The organism is Brevundimonas sp. BAL450, assembly GCF_015767455.1.
Taxonomy (GTDB): Bacteria; Pseudomonadota; Alphaproteobacteria; order Caulobacterales; family Caulobacteraceae; genus Brevundimonas; species Brevundimonas abyssalis.
In genome coordinates this window covers 97140-110987 of sequence record NZ_JADWOW010000042.1, presented here as the reverse complement: position 1 = coordinate 110987, position 13848 = coordinate 97140, and the positions used below count along the sequence as shown (strand labels likewise).

At 67.0% G+C, this 13848-nt stretch carries 13 protein-coding genes and 1 tRNA gene; 4 read left to right on the top strand and 10 right to left on the bottom strand.

Annotation, left to right across the window (positions count from 1 at the left end):
• Positions 1-453 precede the first annotated feature (453 nt).
• Positions 454-1278, top strand: coding sequence for a flagellin (locus tag IWC96_RS04940; RefSeq protein WP_196838444.1), 825 nt, complete (start codon positions 454-456; stop codon positions 1276-1278).
• Between the two features lie 68 nt (positions 1279-1346).
• Here the strand turns inward: IWC96_RS04940 and IWC96_RS04935 are convergent, their stop codons facing one another.
• Positions 1347-1823, bottom strand: a complete 477-nt coding sequence (locus IWC96_RS04935) for a hypothetical protein (RefSeq protein ID WP_196838443.1) — start codon at positions 1821-1823, stop codon at positions 1347-1349.
• Positions 1824-2005: 182 nt separating this feature from the next.
• Here IWC96_RS04935 and IWC96_RS04930 point away from each other — a divergent pair, with 182 nt between their 5' ends.
• Entirely contained in the window at positions 2006-3490 is a 1485-nt protein-coding gene (locus IWC96_RS04930) for an inorganic phosphate transporter (protein ID WP_196838442.1), read from the top strand.
• Here IWC96_RS04930 and IWC96_RS04925 read toward each other — a convergent pair.
• The 3 genes from IWC96_RS04925 to IWC96_RS04915 form a co-directional block, all read right to left on the bottom strand.
• The gene (locus IWC96_RS04925; protein ID WP_196838441.1) at positions 3460-4011 is read right to left on the bottom strand and encodes an NUDIX hydrolase; all 552 of its coding nucleotides are present in this window, start codon (positions 4009-4011) and stop codon (positions 3460-3462) included. The two genes, IWC96_RS04930 and IWC96_RS04925, sit on opposite strands and share 31 nt — an antisense overlap.
• A gap of 110 nt (positions 4012-4121) precedes the next feature.
• Positions 4122-4529 carry a response regulator gene (locus IWC96_RS04920; RefSeq protein WP_196838440.1) on the bottom strand — a complete coding sequence of 136 codons (408 nt, stop codon included), beginning with the start codon at positions 4527-4529 and terminating at the stop codon, positions 4122-4124.
• 65 nt (positions 4530-4594) lie between these two features.
• The gene (locus IWC96_RS04915; RefSeq protein ID WP_196838439.1) at positions 4595-7945 is read right to left on the bottom strand and encodes an EAL domain-containing protein; all 3351 of its coding nucleotides are present in this window, start codon (positions 7943-7945) and stop codon (positions 4595-4597) included.
• A gap of 110 nt (positions 7946-8055) precedes the next feature.
• On the opposite strand from IWC96_RS04915, the gene IWC96_RS04910 reads away from it, so the two are divergent.
• The gene (locus tag IWC96_RS04910) at positions 8056-8505 is read left to right on the top strand and encodes a PleD family two-component system response regulator (protein ID WP_196838438.1); all 450 of its coding nucleotides are present in this window, start codon (positions 8056-8058) and stop codon (positions 8503-8505) included.
• On the top strand, positions 8502-9755 hold the full coding sequence (locus tag IWC96_RS04905; protein WP_196838437.1) for a TadE/TadG family type IV pilus assembly protein: 1254 nt from the start codon (positions 8502-8504) through the stop codon (positions 9753-9755). Before IWC96_RS04910 ends, IWC96_RS04905 begins: the two co-directional genes overlap by 4 nt.
• 116 nt (positions 9756-9871) lie before the next feature.
• Here IWC96_RS04905 and IWC96_RS04900 read toward each other — a convergent pair whose 3' ends face one another.
• From IWC96_RS04900 to IWC96_RS04875, 6 genes are all read right to left on the bottom strand, one after another.
• A complete protein-coding gene (locus IWC96_RS04900) occupies positions 9872-10147 on the bottom strand; it encodes an HU family DNA-binding protein (RefSeq protein ID WP_196838436.1) in 276 nt (91 codons plus the stop codon).
• Positions 10148-10320: 173 nt separating this feature from the next.
• Positions 10321-10397: transfer RNA gene (locus tag IWC96_RS04895), tRNA-His, on the bottom strand.
• A 56-nt stretch (positions 10398-10453) separates the two neighbouring features.
• On the bottom strand, positions 10454-11206 hold the full coding sequence (locus tag IWC96_RS04890) for a M48 family metallopeptidase (protein ID WP_196838435.1): 753 nt from the start codon (positions 11204-11206) through the stop codon (positions 10454-10456).
• Positions 11207-11340: 134 nt separating this feature from the next.
• Positions 11341-12003 carry an energy transducer TonB gene (locus IWC96_RS04885; RefSeq protein ID WP_231378873.1) on the bottom strand — a complete coding sequence of 221 codons (663 nt, stop codon included), beginning with the start codon at positions 12001-12003 and terminating at the stop codon, positions 11341-11343.
• 72 nt (positions 12004-12075) lie between these two features.
• A complete protein-coding gene (locus tag IWC96_RS04880) occupies positions 12076-12507 on the bottom strand; it encodes a biopolymer transporter ExbD (protein WP_021698536.1) in 432 nt (143 codons plus the stop codon).
• A gap of 5 nt (positions 12508-12512) precedes the next feature.
• The gene (locus IWC96_RS04875) at positions 12513-13403 is read right to left on the bottom strand and encodes a MotA/TolQ/ExbB proton channel family protein (RefSeq protein WP_021698537.1); all 891 of its coding nucleotides are present in this window, start codon (positions 13401-13403) and stop codon (positions 12513-12515) included.
• Positions 13404-13848: the final 445 nt, after the last annotated feature.

Below are 13848 nucleotides of genomic sequence, written 5' to 3'. Positions count from 1 at the left end.
GCGACGGGCTGTGATCGAGCGGGATATAGCGGCGGGGCGGATTACTCGCCGGGTCCGGGACATGGAGCGCTGTCCATGCCCGCCCGTTCAGGGCCTGAACACCGGCTAGCGCCTAAGACGCGTGCCCACCGGGGGCTCTGGCAGAACGATCACGCGGGGCGTCAGCCTTCGTCGAAACGGTATTTCTACTTCCCTGCACCGGGCGATGGCCCGGCGCCCCGCTCCCTTCCCATCAACCCGCACCGACGGGCGCCTTGGCGTGTCTGCAATCGGCAAAACCTTCCCCCATGGCCCGGCAGAAATCGCGCGTTCCTGCGAACTGCGCCCATCATTGCCTTGATAATCAAACGCCTGACGTCGGCCCGATCCTTGCGAGAGCGTGCGCGAGCCAGAACCGGCTCAGCGGCCAGAAGGCCGTTTTCACTCCCCGACCAGAATGGAAGGACCGCCGACATGAACTCGGTGAACGTCAACGTGGGCGCGATGATCGCGCTCCAGAACCTGAACAAGACCAACCAGGATCTGTCCACCACCCAGAACCGCATCAACACCGGGTTGAAAGTCGCGTCCGCCAAGGACAATGGCTCCATCTGGGCCATCGCCCAGGGGCAGCGCGCCGAGCTCGGAGCCCTGAATGCGGTTTCTCAATCGCTGGCTCGCGGCACGTCCGCGGTCGACGTGGCCATGGCCGCAGGCGAGACGGTGTCGGATCTCCTGGTGCAGATGAAGGAGAAGGCCCTCGCGGCGACCGACGAGACCCTGACCACGTCCTCCCGCGAAGCGCTCGCCGAGGACTTCGAAGCCCTGCGCGACCAGATTTCCAGTGTGGTCGCCAACGCCGAGTTCAACGGGGTCAACCTGCTGGACACCGGCGCCACCGGTTTCGAGGCCCTCGCGGACGCCAGCGGCGCGCAGCGACTGACCGTCGCTGCCGAAGTGATGGCGCTGGGCGGGACCATCGTGTCGATCGGCGCAAGCCAGAGCATCACCAACCTGTCCGACGCGTCGACCGCACTGACCGACGTGGACGACTCCATCGCCGCCGTGTCCGCCGCCCTTGCGCGGATGGGCACGAAATCCAAGGCGCTGGAGACGCACTCGACCTTCGTGGGCAAGCTCCAGGACACCCTGGAGGCCGGGGTGGGCAATCTGGTGGATGCGGACCTGGCGAAGGAAAGCGCCAGGCTCCAGGCGCTGCAGACGAAGCAGCAACTGGGTGTTCAGGCGCTGGGCATCGCCAACCAGGCGCCGCAGATGCTTCTGGGCCTGTTCCAGTAGGGCCTGTTCAGGATCAAGCGCCGGACGTGCGGACCTTCGGGTCCGTCGTCCGGCGTTTCTCTTTCAGATCAGCGGATGGTCGAGGGATCGCACTGGCTGATGTCGCCGGCCTGGCACGCCGCGACCCGGCGGCGCCACGCGGCCAGATTCGCTTCATGCTCCTGCTGCCGGCGCAGCACTTCGGCCTCATAGGCCGCCTGTTCAGCCAGGTGCTCCTCCTCCAGCCGCGCCACCCACGCTGCATGATCGCGCAGGCTCTGCTCGTATTCGGCCTGGGCCGAGGCGTTGGTCTGGCGCACGGACTGGTTATAGGCCTCGACTGCGGCGTTCAGGCGCTGGGTCTCCTCGGTCTCCGGGTCGTAGGCGGGCTTGTCGACCGGGGCGATTTCCTCCACCGGCGTCGGCTCCGCGGGGCGCGGCGGCGGGGTTTGGATCCGCTCCTCGGCCTCGGGAGGATTGGCGAACAGATCATCCACCGCGTCCTGGGCGGCGGCGGGCATGGCGACCGCCAGGGTCAGCGCGGCCAGCAGGGAAATGCGAAGCATGACGTGTCTTCCTTGACCTCGGCGCCGGGGTCGGTCCGGCGGTTCATCCTGACAACGAGCATGACCGCCGAACCGTTGCAATAAGACGCTTCGACGCCGCTGGCCCGCGACGGGGTGTGCAAGCATTCCGGCCTCTGCTAGTTGCGCCGTTTACGGACGAAAATTTCAGACAAGCGACGCTTTTGGCCAAGACCCTCGACAAGGATCTCAAGAAGCTCGGCCGCCTGGAGGCCGCGACAGCCGACCTGGGCCGCTCGCTCGCGTTTCCGGGCGTCGCCCTGCTGTTCCTGCTGGCCGTGGCCCTGTTCGCCCTGCGCATCGCCGGCGTGGGTGATCTGGGCATCTATGTGGTCTTCGGCACGGTGGTCGCCGGCTACATGGCGCTCAACATCGGCGCCAATGACGTGGCCAACAACATGGCCCCGGCGGTTGGGTCCAAGGCGCTCAGCCTGACCGCCGCCCTGATCATCGCGGCGGTCTGCGAGACGGCCGGGGCCCTGCTGGCCGGGGGCGAGGTGGTCAACACCATCTCCAAGGGAATCATCACCCCGTCACCGGAGCTGGACGCCCAGAGCCTGATCCTGCTGATGACCTCGGCCCTGCTGGCCGGGGCCCTGTGGCTGAACCTGGCCACCATCCTGGGGGCCCCGGTCTCCACCACCCACTCCATCGTCGGAGCGGTGCTGGGCGCGGGCGTCGCGGCCTTCGGCGTGGGCGCCGTGGCCTGGCCGGTCATGGGCGGCATCGCGGCCAGCTGGATCATCTCGCCGATCATGGGCGGGGTGATCGCTGCGGCCCTGCTGGCCTTCATCAAGTGGCGCATCCTGTTCCAGCAGGACCGGGTCGCCGCGGCGCGTCGCTGGGCGCCGGTGCTGGTGGGGGTGATGGCGGGGGTGTTCACCCTCTACATGTTCTCCAAGGGCCTCAGCCGCGTCTGGTCGCCCTCCACGCCGGTGGTTCTGATCGGCGGCGCCGCCATGGCGCTGCTCGGCTGGGCGGCGTCCCGTCCCTGGGTGCTGCGCAAGTCACAGGGCATGGAGAACGCCAAGAAGCAGGTGGCGACCCTGTTCGTCCCGCCCCTGATCATGGCTGCGGCCCTGCTGTCCTTCGCCCACGGCGCCAACGACGTGGCTAATGCGGTGGGGCCGCTGGCCGCCATCGTCGCGGCGGCCCAGTCGGGCTCCGCCGAGACCGGGGCGGTGACCTTGCCGTTATGGGTGCTGATCGTGGGAGGGATCGGCATCTCGCTTGGTCTTGCCCTGTTCGGGCCGCGCCTGATCCGCACCGTCGGTGAGAAGATCACCAAGATGGACCCCATGCGCGCCTTCTGCGTGGCGCTGGCGGCGGGATCGACCGTGCTGGTGGCCTCCACGCTGGGCTTGCCGGTGTCCTCCACCCACATCGCCATCGGCGGCATCTTCGGGGTGGGCCTGCTGCGCGAGGTCATGACCAATCGCGGCATGCGCCGCCGCAATGGACCGCCCTCGCCGGACACCATCGCCGTCACCCCGGAAGAGGCCGTCAAGGCGGAGACCAAGCGCCAGACGCGTCTTCTGGTGCGTCGCCGGCACCTGTGGGGCATCGCCGCGGCCTGGGTCGTCACTGTGCCCGCCGTGGCGATCCTGTCGGCGTTGATCTACCTGGTCCTGACCCGTTTCCTCGGCTGACGCCGCCGCTTGGGCGGCTTGGCGGGCGGGGCGTCCGCCTCCGGCGCCGTGAGATCGGCGTGCAGACGGTCCAGCACCACGAGCAGCTCGGCATTGTCGATCAGCCGCCGGGCCTGACGGTGGGTGGCCCAGTGCCGTCTCCGGCTGCCGCGCTCCGGCCAGTCCTTGGCCTGGTCATCGACCTTCAGGGGATACAGGTCCACGGCGATCATGCGACGGCTGTGGCGCTCGACCTTTTCGGTCCGATAGGTCCCGACGGCGACCTTGCCGATGTCTCCCCGAACCCCTGCTTCCTCCCAGGCCTCCTTGGCGGCCGAGCGCGCAGGGGTCATGTCATCCTCCACCATGCCCTTCGGAAAGATCCACCGGCCGGTGCGCCGGGAGGTGATCAGCAGGTAGGTCGGTTCGTCTCCGGCCCAGGCATAGGGAATGGCGCCGCTCTGAACGGTCGAGGGGCGCCCCGCCAGGGGCCAGGTTCGTCTGTGGCGAGCCCCCAGGGCCCGCACGATGCGGCGCAACATCCCGCGACCCTAGCGGCGCGGAGTGAGTCGTGGGAGGTGGAAGATGAGGCTGTTCGGGCGCTCTCGTATTCGGCTGCTTCGTCAGGAGGGAGCAGGGACGGATCGGGCGGTCAGCGGCTCACCAAACGCGTCTGGTCCTGAGACGCAGGGGCAGGGATCAGAAGGTCCTCCACCACCTGCCGGAATCGTGCGGCGGTGAGCGGCTTGGACAGGACAGCGTCAGCGCCCAGGGTCTTGGCCACGGCGAGCAGATAGTTGGCGTCCATGCTGCCGCCGCTGGAGATCGCCAGAATCCGCACGTCGGGATAGAGCTGGCGCGCCTCCATGAGCGTCTCCAGCCCATCTTTCTGGGGCATCAGCATGTCGAGCACCATCAGGTCGATGGGCACGGCCTTGAGGACGCGCAGCGCCTCGTGTCCGTCGGCGGCTTCGACGATGGCGTGTTCGCCGTCGCGCAGGAATTCCACGGCGATGGCGCGTACGGTGGGATCGTCGTCTACGATGATGATGGCGGCCATGACTTTGCTCCGTACTCAAACTCTCACGGAAAGGGCGCCAATCCGCTAACGGAGAGGCTTAACGCCTAGGCCGCGCGATCGCTCAGACGGGAAATCTCGCTCAACTCCATGGGCCTGTGGAAATGGTACCCTTGAAGGTAGTGGGCCCCCGCCGTGCGTAGGAAAGCGGCCTGTTCGGCCGTCTCCACCCCTTCGCAGACCACCTTCACCCCCAGGGCGCGGCCCACCCCGATGACGGCGTGGATGATCGCGGCTGAAGCCGTGCTGGACAGGCAGTCCTGGACAAAGCTGCGGTCGATCTTGAGCGTGTCGAACGGCAGCGTCTTCAGGGCCTGGAAACTGGTGAAACCTGTCCCGAAGTCGTCAAGTGCGGCGCGGACGCCCAGCGCCTTCAGGTCAGCGATGGCGGCCGCCGACCGTTCCATGTCCAGCATGGCTGTTTCGGTGACTTCGATCTCCAGCCGTTGCGGGTCGAAGCCCTCGGCCGTCAGGGCGTCGCGCACCCGGTCCGAGAAGCCCGGCTCCTGGAACTCTTCGGGGAAGACGTTCACGGCCACGCTCAGGTGTTCAAGGCCCGTCAGATCCCGCATGGCGCGGCGCATCACGAAATCGGTCAGTCGCGGACCCAGGGCCGCCCGGGCCACGCACGGCAGGAAGGCGTCGGGGCACAAGGGGCCCCGTTCGGGATGGTCCCACCGCACCAGCGCCTCGACCTTGCCGCAGGGACCGGCGTTGCGATCGACGATGGGCTGGTACACCAGCCTCAGGCCGCCGTTGGTCATGGCCGCCTCGAATTGGGCTTCGAACGGGTCGCATGCGGGGCCTTCCCCGAACAGGGCGACCGAGGTGAGCTCGAGGGCCTGATGCAGGCCGTCCACCTCGACGTGAAGACCGGACCGACTCTCGCGCGCCCCGGCCTCGACGGTGGAGGCGGCCGCCGCCACGGCGCGGGCGCCGATGCTGAGGCTCATGGATTTCAGGGCATGGGCAGCGCGGGCCAGGGCGTCCATGTCGCCGGCACGCAGCGCGGCGTCGATTTCGCCTGCGCGCAGCGGCGCATTGGCGCGGTACAGACCCTGCACCCGGTCCAGAAACTCGGGCTTGCGCGCGGCGATGGCGTCGAGTTCCGCCCGCACCTGGGGGTCGAACAACCCGACGTCGGCATCAGCCTGGGTGGTGCGAGGCGCCGCCGGCCCCGGCCCCGTCACGGCCTTGTCGGCGCAGGTCCGCTGCAGGGCCCCGGCCAGATCCCGCACGGTGAAGGGCTTGTAGACGACGCCGTCCATGCCCGCCTCGCGCCAGGCGTCGGCCCCGGCCCCGATGACATGGGCGGTCAGGGCCAGGATCGCAGCGCGGGGACGGCCGGTCTCCATTTCCTCCGCCCGGATGCGGGCCGTGGTCTCGAAACCGTCCAGACCCGGCATGGACCCATCCATGAACACCAGGTCGAAGGCTTCGGCCCGCATCAGTTCAATGGCCGCTTCGCCGCCTTCCGCCAGGGTGACGTCCACGTCCAGCTGGCTCAGGGTTTCGGCAGCCACTTCGCGGTTGACGTCGGAGTCGTCCACCACCAGCACCCGTACTCCGGGGAAACGAGGCAGGTCGTCGGCGGCCTGGGTCCTGACAGTGTCCAGCTGCGGCGCACGGCCATGGCTGACCTGCTCCAGCACGGTGATCAGATCCGCCCGGCGCAACGGTCTGGTCAGGACGGCGTCCGCGGCCGTATTCTCCTCGTCCTCAAGGGCGATCCACACCGCCTTGGGGGCCAGGGGCGCAGACGTCGGTCCAAAAACCAGGCGCGCATCGGCGACGTCCGCGCGCCGCGCCGCCAGGGCGTCCAGATACAGCGAGATGGCCTCGGCCGACATCGGACCGACATCGCCCACGGCCACGGTCAGACCGGACAGGTCGGCCAGCGGCTGGACCTCCCCGGCGGCGGGCAGGGGCGCGGAGAAGGCGAAGCGCGAGCCCCGCCCCACTTCGCTCTCCAACCGCCAGTCGCCCTCCATGGCGCGCACCAGCCGGTCGCAGATGGCCAGACCAAGCCCCGTGCCGCCATAGCGGCGTGTGGTGGACTGGTCGGCCTGGGTGAAGGCCTCGAACAGGGTCGGCAGGCGGTCGGCGGGAATGCCCGGGCCCGTGTCCTCCACGGCGATCAGCACATGGCCGGGCGCCGTCGGGTCGTCCTCGACACGGATCAGGACACCGCCAGTTTCGGTGAATTTGATGGCGTTGTTGACCAGGTTGCTGATCACCTGGCGCAACCGGACGGGGTCAGCCGAAACCTGCGGCAGGCGCGGGTCCACATACACGGCCAGATCCAGCCCCTTGGTTCGGGCGCGCTCCAGGAACAGGCTGGCCACATCCTCAGCCACCTCGGCCAGATCGACCGGCAGGATCTCCAGCTCCATCTTGCCGGCCTCGACCTTGGAGAAGTCGAGGATGTCGTTGATGACGCCCAGCAGGGAGCGGCCGGACTTGGCGATCACATCGGCGTGGCGGCGCTGGCGTGCGGGCAGGTCGGCCCGGGTCAGCATGTCGCTCAGCGCCAGAATGCCGTTCAGGGGCGTGCGGATTTCGTGGCTCATCACCGCCAGGAAGTCGGACTTGGCGGCGTTGGCGCTCTCCGCGACGTCCCTGGCGCGCGCCAGATCGAAGGTGCGGGCGGCCACTTCGTCCTCCAGGGTCTCCACCTGACGGGCGATGCGGGCGTCCCGTTCCCGGACGCCCGAAAGCATGACATTGAAGCCCCGCACCAGATCGGCCACCTCGCCGTCGGCCCGGATGTCGGCGGGCCGCGTATAGTCATGGGTGGCCTGCACCTGATCCATGTGCGCGGCCAGGGCGCCGATGGGCCCGCTGATGCGACGAGCCAGGCGCATGGCCACCGCCAGGCCGGCCATCAGGGCGACGCCGGCGCCGGCCAGGCTGATCCACAGGGCGAACAGGATGCGCTCGCGCACCCCCGGCGCCCGGCTGAACAGCACGATCTCGCCGACGTGTTCGCCGTGGCTTATCACCGGGGCTCGAGCCTGCAGGCTGTCGGTGGTCAGGATTGCCCATAGGGAGGTGCGCTCGCCTTCGCGCACCTGGGCGTCCCGGGCCAGGCGCAGACCGCCCCCGGTCTCCGCCAGCACGGCGCCGTCCAGGGTCTCGATCCGGGCATAGGTCACATCGGGCATCTGGCGGATCGAGCGCACGCCCTCGAAGGCCCCGCGACGATCACCCGCCCGGACCGCATCGGCGGACAGGGATCCGATGACCCGCGCGGCCTGGGTGAGCCGCTCAACCTCCAGGTCGGCCTGACGACGCGCCTCGATCACGGTGGACAGCACCGCCGTGGTGACGAACGAGGCCGCCAGTGCCGACAGCACCAGCAGTACAAGTTTTCGACCGATAGTCTTGTTGGAGGTCACGGGCGCCTTATGGCCAAGCTTGTCAATCTTCAAACGATACTGCCGGTTAATGACTCCGCGATTAATCTGCACCCTGCGGAAGAGGAGGGCCGGGAGCGGCCTGAATACTAATGTCGGGTTTTGAGTACGTGGACCTGGGCTCGGCCACGATCCTTTTCGTGGACGATGATCCCATATTGCGTGAGTTCGCCGGGGTGCACCTGGCGACGGACACGGCGGCTATCGAGGTGGCCGCAGACGGCGCCGAGGGCTTTGCGATGGCCCGCGACGGCCGTTACGACCTGATCCTGACCGATCTGGAGATGCCGGTCCTGGATGGGTTCGGCCTGATCAAGCGCCTGCGCGAGAACACCCCCACCCAGCACACGCCTGTGATCGTCCAGACCAGCCGCGAGGACGTGGCCTCCATCGACTGGGCTTATCGCGCCGGCGCGGATGGGTTTGTGACCAAACCCCTGAACTGGCGGCTGTTGAGTTATCAGATCGCTTTCGCGCTTCGCGCCGCCCGCATGCGGCGTGACCTGATGGCCTATGGGGCGATGCGTCGGGCGGCGGGATGAGCTTTCACCCGTTCCTGGTGCGTCTGTGTGAGCGTCTGTCCCTGATCTGGCGGGAGGACACCGGAACCATCGCCATCAAGTTCGCCCTGGCCTTTCCGGCCCTGGCCCTGATCGCCGTCGGGGCCATCGATCTGTCCGAGGTCCACGCTTCAAAGACCCGCTTGCAGGACATCGCTGACAACGCCGCCCTGGCCGGGGCCGCCCAGTTGCGATTGGCCACCAACATCTCCGCCGCCGTCGAACGGGCTTCGGCCTATGTGGACGGTCATCTGCAGGACTGGTCTCAGGCGCCGCAGGTGACGCAAAGCATCCAGGTGGTCACCATCGACGGCCAGAACGCGCTGGAAGTGGTTCTGGAGGCGCACAGGGACTCCTTCTTCGGCAGCATGCTGCCGCCGGGAGGCTGGAATTTCAGCGCCGAGGCGCGAGCCGTCACCCTGGCGCGGTCGCCCCTGTGCGTTCTGGTCACGGGCGACGAGGGCGAGCGCGTGTTGAATGTGCGGGACTCCGGCCGCATCAACGCCCCGGCCTGCATGGTTCACTCCAATCGCGACATCATCGTCGACGGGGGCAGCGTCTCCGCCGCCGATGTGCAGGCCGTGACCGACGCCAGAGGAACCATCACCCCCTTGCCGGGGGTGGATGCGGCCTCAGTGCCCGACCCCTTCGCTGACGCGGAGTTCACGCCGTCCCATGTCTGTTCGGGCGCGACCCTGCCGGCGATGTTGCAGACCGGCGTCTTGCGCCTGTCCCCAGGCGTTCATTGCGGCGGTGTGACCATCACGGGCGACGCCGAGCTGCTCCTCGAACCCGGCGAGCACTGGTTCTCGGGCGGGATCATCGATATTCGCGGCATGGGACGGCTGACCGGGCAGGACGTAGCCCTGATGTTCGCGCCAGACGCCCGTTTCGAATTTCGGGGCCAGGCCACCGTGGACCTGGAGGGCAGACGGACGGGCCCCTACGCCGGGTTCGTGGTGGTGTCGGCGCCCTCCAATACCCAGCACTTCCTCATATCGGCCGACAACGTCCGGCGTCTGCTGGGCGTGATCTACATCCCACGCGCGCAACTCGTTGTGGAAGGTCGGAGAAACGTCGCCGAGGACAGCGCCTGGACCGTGATCGTGGCGCGGCAGCTGCGCCTGAACGGCTCGCCGTCCCTGATCATCAATGCGGATTATGGCTACAGCACCGTACCTGTGCCGGAGGGCGTCGGCCCGTCCGGCGGATCGACCCAACTGGTCGAATAGGTCGGGATCTTCCAGGAAGACCGAGTCGCCCGCAGACGCATGCGTCGTGCGGGGCGACGTCGGCTCCTGGTCCTCGCAGCGGCGTCACGCTTGGCTGCAAGGCAGTGGTGTCTCCGTCAGCTCGAGACGGCGTCCTTGAGAGCCTTGGCAGGCTGGAAGGTCACCTTCTTGCTGGCGGCGATCTGGATGGTCGCGCCGGTCGCCGGGTTGCGGCCTTGACGGGCGGCGCGGTCCTGCACCTTGAACTTGCCGAAGCCGGGCAGGTTGACTTCCTCGCCCTTGGCGGCGGCTGCGGTGATCCGCGCCAGAACGCCGTCGACAATGGCCTTGGCTTGCGCCTTGGTCAGGTCGGCGTCTGCCGCCACGTGATCGATCAGGTCGCTGGTGTTCATCGGATATCTCTCAATAGTTGGAATGCGTGAGTGCCTCAGCCTCAACGGACTGCGACCGTACGCAGTTCCGTCATCCGGTGCTCGTAGGATTCGCGCACGCTGTCGAGCCGCATTCTGAAGTTCGGCGAGGCGCTGAACCGACTTCACGGCCTAACTGATGGACGCTTCCGCGATGGTACCGCCCTCCCGGATCGAACGGGAGACCTCCAGAGCCACAATCTGGCGCTCTAACCAACTGAGCTAGGGCGGCATCGCGAAGGCCGGTGTCTAACCGCACCGGGCTCGCTGATCAAGCGCAGAAGACGCCTACCAGCCGCGGCTGGAGATATACTGCTCCAGTTGGGCGATGCGGGTCTGGTCCGAGGGGTGGGTGGAGGCGAACTCCGGAGTGGAGCCCTGGCGCTGCTGGGCCATCAGCGTCCACAGGGCGACGGCCTCGCGCGGGCGGTACCCTGCGGCGGCCATGTAGTCCACGCCCAGACGGTCAGCTTCAAGTTCGTGATTGCGCGAGAAGGGCAGGAGCACGCCCAACTGGGCGCCGATCCCGCCGAGGGCGCCGACGGCCTGGCCATAGTCGCCGGCCGCACCACGCGCCACCTGCAGGCCCGTGGCGGTCAGGGCGGTCTGGGAATAGCGTTCGGCGGCGTGGCGAGCGACCACGTGGCCCACCTCGTGGCCGATGACGGCGGAGAGCTGGTCGTCATTCCGCACCAGGTTCAGCAGTCCCGTCGTCACCCCGATCTTGCCGTTAGGGAGGACGAAGGCGTTGGGAGAGTCGTTCTGGAAGACGGCGTAGTCCCAGGACAGACGAGCATCCAGGTTGGCGGCCGAGACGATGCGGCTGCCCACGGTTCGCACACGCTGGTTCTGGGCGGCGTTGCTGGTGGGATTCATCTCGCGCATGGCCTGGGTCCAGGCCTGATCGGCTGAGGACTGCAGGGCCGCGTCGTCCACGATCAGCAACTGGTTACGACCCAGGGTCTCGTTGTAGGCACAGGCGCCAAGGCTGGCGGTCAGGGCGGTGGCGGCGGCGAGGGCCGCAACGGATTTGTTGAACATGATCGGGTCTCCTGAAAGGTCGGCGTCCTAACGTCCAGGTTGGGCTTTGGCTCCTTCCGAGCTATGGCGAGCGCTCAAAAGAAAACGCCCCGGAGCGAACTCCGGGGCGATGTTCTCTGCATTCAGGCTGTTTGTCAGCCCAGACGCCATCCGATGGGGATCCGGACCCGGGCCCCGCCGACGGGTGCGCCGTCTCGGGTCTGGGGCCGCATCTGGAACCGCGGCGCGAGTTGCAGGCTCGCGCGGCCGAAGCCGGCGCCGGAGGGCGTTTCGCTGACCACGCTGCAGTCGGACAGACGACCGTTGGCCTGAACAGTGCATTCGATCGTCGCACTGCCTTCCGTGCCGTCCGCCAAGGCGCGGCTGGGGTAGAAGCGGGCCAGGTCGTTGGCGTCCGGACGACGCACCCAATCCGGGTTGGTGATCACCGACGGACGCGGAGGCGCCGGCGGGGCCGGAGGCGGAGGCGGACCGGGGACGATCACGGGCGGACCCGTGTATTCGACGCGGTCTTCCTTCTTGGTCGCCTCAATCGGCAGGGTCACCGGCGGCGGCGGGGCGTTGGGAACCGCAACCGGCTCACGCACCTGCAGCTTTGGCGGCGGAGGCGTGTCCGGCGGCGGCGGCGGCGGCGGCGGCGGCGGCGGCGGGACAAACGGGTCGATCAGCTCGACGTCGATGGACTCATCCGAATAGGACACTTCCTTCAGGACGAACTTCTGATTGTAGATCCACCAGGCGCCCGCCAGGTGTACGAAGACCGAGATCCCGATACCCACCACGACGCCGGTCGACATTTTCTTCCGGCGAGGCGGGTCCAGGAGCGGGTCGCGACGATGTTCTTCAGTCATGATCTGCGACCGTGGTCCTTATGCGTTATCTTCGCCGACGAGCGCGACACTGTAGAAACCATTGTCCTGCAGGGCGTTCATGAGCTGCATGAAGTCGCCGTAGCGGGTGGTCTTGTCGGCGCGGATGAAGATCCGCTCTTCGTCAGGGTTTCGTGTGCCGATCAGGCGGCGAAGATCGTCGCCCAGGGTGCCCAGAGAGGTGCGCCCATCACCGATGTAGATGTCGGCGTCGCTCTGAAGCGAGATGTAGATCGGCTTCGGCGGGTTTACTTGAGGCGGCGACACGGCGGTTGGCAGTTCGACCTCCACCGACACGGTGGCGAGCGGAGCCGCCACCATGAAGATGATGAGCAGAACAAGCATGACATCCACAAAGGGTGTGACGTTGATTTCGCTGTTCTGCTGAATCTCGTACTTGCCGCCGGCGCCGCCTCCGAGTTTGGCGGCCATCTAGCTTACGCTCCCTTGTCGAGTTGACGCGAGATCGTGTTCATCAGCTCGGCGTTGAAGCCGTCCGACCGCACGCCGTAGGACGAAATCCGGGTGTTGAAGTAGTTGTAGAAGATAACCGCCGGAATAGCCGCGAACAGACCCAGGCCGGTGGCCAGCAGCGCTTCGGCGATGCCGGGCGCCACGACCGCCAGGTTGGTCGTGTTGGTGTTCGCGATGCCGATGAACGAGTTCATGATGCCGTAAACCGTACCGAACAGACCGATGAAGGGTGAGTTCGAACCGGTCGAAGCCAGGAACTGCTGACCGCCCGACAGGCGCTTGGCCAGACCGGACTGCACAGCGGCCACGGCGGCCATGGAGCGGACGATGGTGGTTTCACGGTGGTCGCTGTTCACGGCCAGACCGGCTGCGCGGGACGCTTCGACTTCTTCGGTGGCGGCCGCGGCCATGTCGGCGAGCGGGTTGCCCTCGAAGTCCTCAGAGGTCGACACACGGCGAATATCCGGGATTGTCCGGGCGCCGCGGAAGGCCTCAAGGTAACGGTCGGTCTGACGGTTCAGGCTGCCGAACTCGATCATCTTGATGACGAACAGGGTCCAGGAGAAGACAGAGGCCAGCACCAGACCGATCATCACCGCCTGAACGACAGGGTCGGAGTCGATGAACATCTTGGCGACGGTCAGTTCGCCGTGGCCGCCGGTTTCGGCGGTCTCGACTTCCGCCGCCGGAGCGGGGGTTTCGACCGGGGTAGCTTCGGTGGTTGCCGGGGCCTCAGCCGCGGGCGCTTCGGTGGGTGCCGGGGCCGCGTCCTGCGCGAGAGCCGGCGAGCTCGCCATGAGGACGGCAGCGCCGGCCAGAGCGAGGAGGAAATTTGTCTTTTTGCTATCGAGCATAGTTCGCCAGTTCCTGCTTGGTCTGACTCGTTGGACCTAAAGAGGCGTTCGCCGGGAGGCGGGCCCCTCACTAAAATTACACCGGTTGCCGAATCGTCGATCCGGCTCCCGGAACGTTTCCTGTCGCTCTTCGGTTGCCGAAGCCCCTGAAAAGCTTTCACGCCCGACCTGGAGAGGAGGTCGTTCGCATGCCGACGCTCCCCGTTAAGACGAGCGGTCACGTTGTCTTGGCGAACCGCCCGGGGGGCGTCAAGTGCGTGATCATGCTTTTCAACCGGCGGGAGAGCGGGGCGACCGTGTCAGCAACGTCTTTTCGCCCAAATGTCATAAGAGCGTCATCTGTTCTCAGCACCGCTTTTATGGAGGAAGAATATTGCTCATATTTCAAAATATGAACAATCTGCAATCCTGTTACACTCCGTAACTGGCATGGGCTTTCGCCATC

What these genes read in the sequence shown, in the direction of transcription:
- IWC96_RS04920 (WP_196838440.1), bottom strand. Translation starts at nt 4,529, where the DNA reads ATGGCCGCCATCATCATCGTAGACGACGATCCCACCGTACGCGCCATC.
- IWC96_RS04910 (WP_196838438.1), top strand. Translation starts at nt 8,056, where the DNA reads ATGTCGGGTTTTGAGTACGTGGACCTGGGCTCGGCCACGATCCTTTTC.
- IWC96_RS04925 (WP_196838441.1), bottom strand. Translation starts at nt 4,011, where the DNA reads ATGTTGCGCCGCATCGTGCGGGCCCTGGGGGCTCGCCACAGACGAACC.
- IWC96_RS04900 (WP_196838436.1), bottom strand. Translation starts at nt 10,147, where the DNA reads ATGAACACCAGCGACCTGATCGATCACGTGGCGGCAGACGCCGACCTG.
- IWC96_RS04905 (WP_196838437.1), top strand. Translation starts at nt 8,502, where the DNA reads ATGAGCTTTCACCCGTTCCTGGTGCGTCTGTGTGAGCGTCTGTCCCTG.
- IWC96_RS04890 (WP_196838435.1), bottom strand. Translation starts at nt 11,206, where the DNA reads ATGTTCAACAAATCCGTTGCGGCCCTCGCCGCCGCCACCGCCCTGACC.
- IWC96_RS04880 (WP_021698536.1), bottom strand. Translation starts at nt 12,507, where the DNA reads ATGGCCGCCAAACTCGGAGGCGGCGCCGGCGGCAAGTACGAGATTCAG.
- IWC96_RS04935 (WP_196838443.1), bottom strand. Translation starts at nt 1,823, where the DNA reads ATGCTTCGCATTTCCCTGCTGGCCGCGCTGACCCTGGCGGTCGCCATG.
- IWC96_RS04885 (WP_231378873.1), bottom strand. Translation starts at nt 12,003, where the DNA reads ATGTCGACCGGCGTCGTGGTGGGTATCGGGATCTCGGTCTTCGTACAC.
- IWC96_RS04940 (WP_196838444.1), top strand. Translation starts at nt 454, where the DNA reads ATGAACTCGGTGAACGTCAACGTGGGCGCGATGATCGCGCTCCAGAAC.
- IWC96_RS04875 (WP_021698537.1), bottom strand. Translation starts at nt 13,403, where the DNA reads ATGCTCGATAGCAAAAAGACAAATTTCCTCCTCGCTCTGGCCGGCGCT.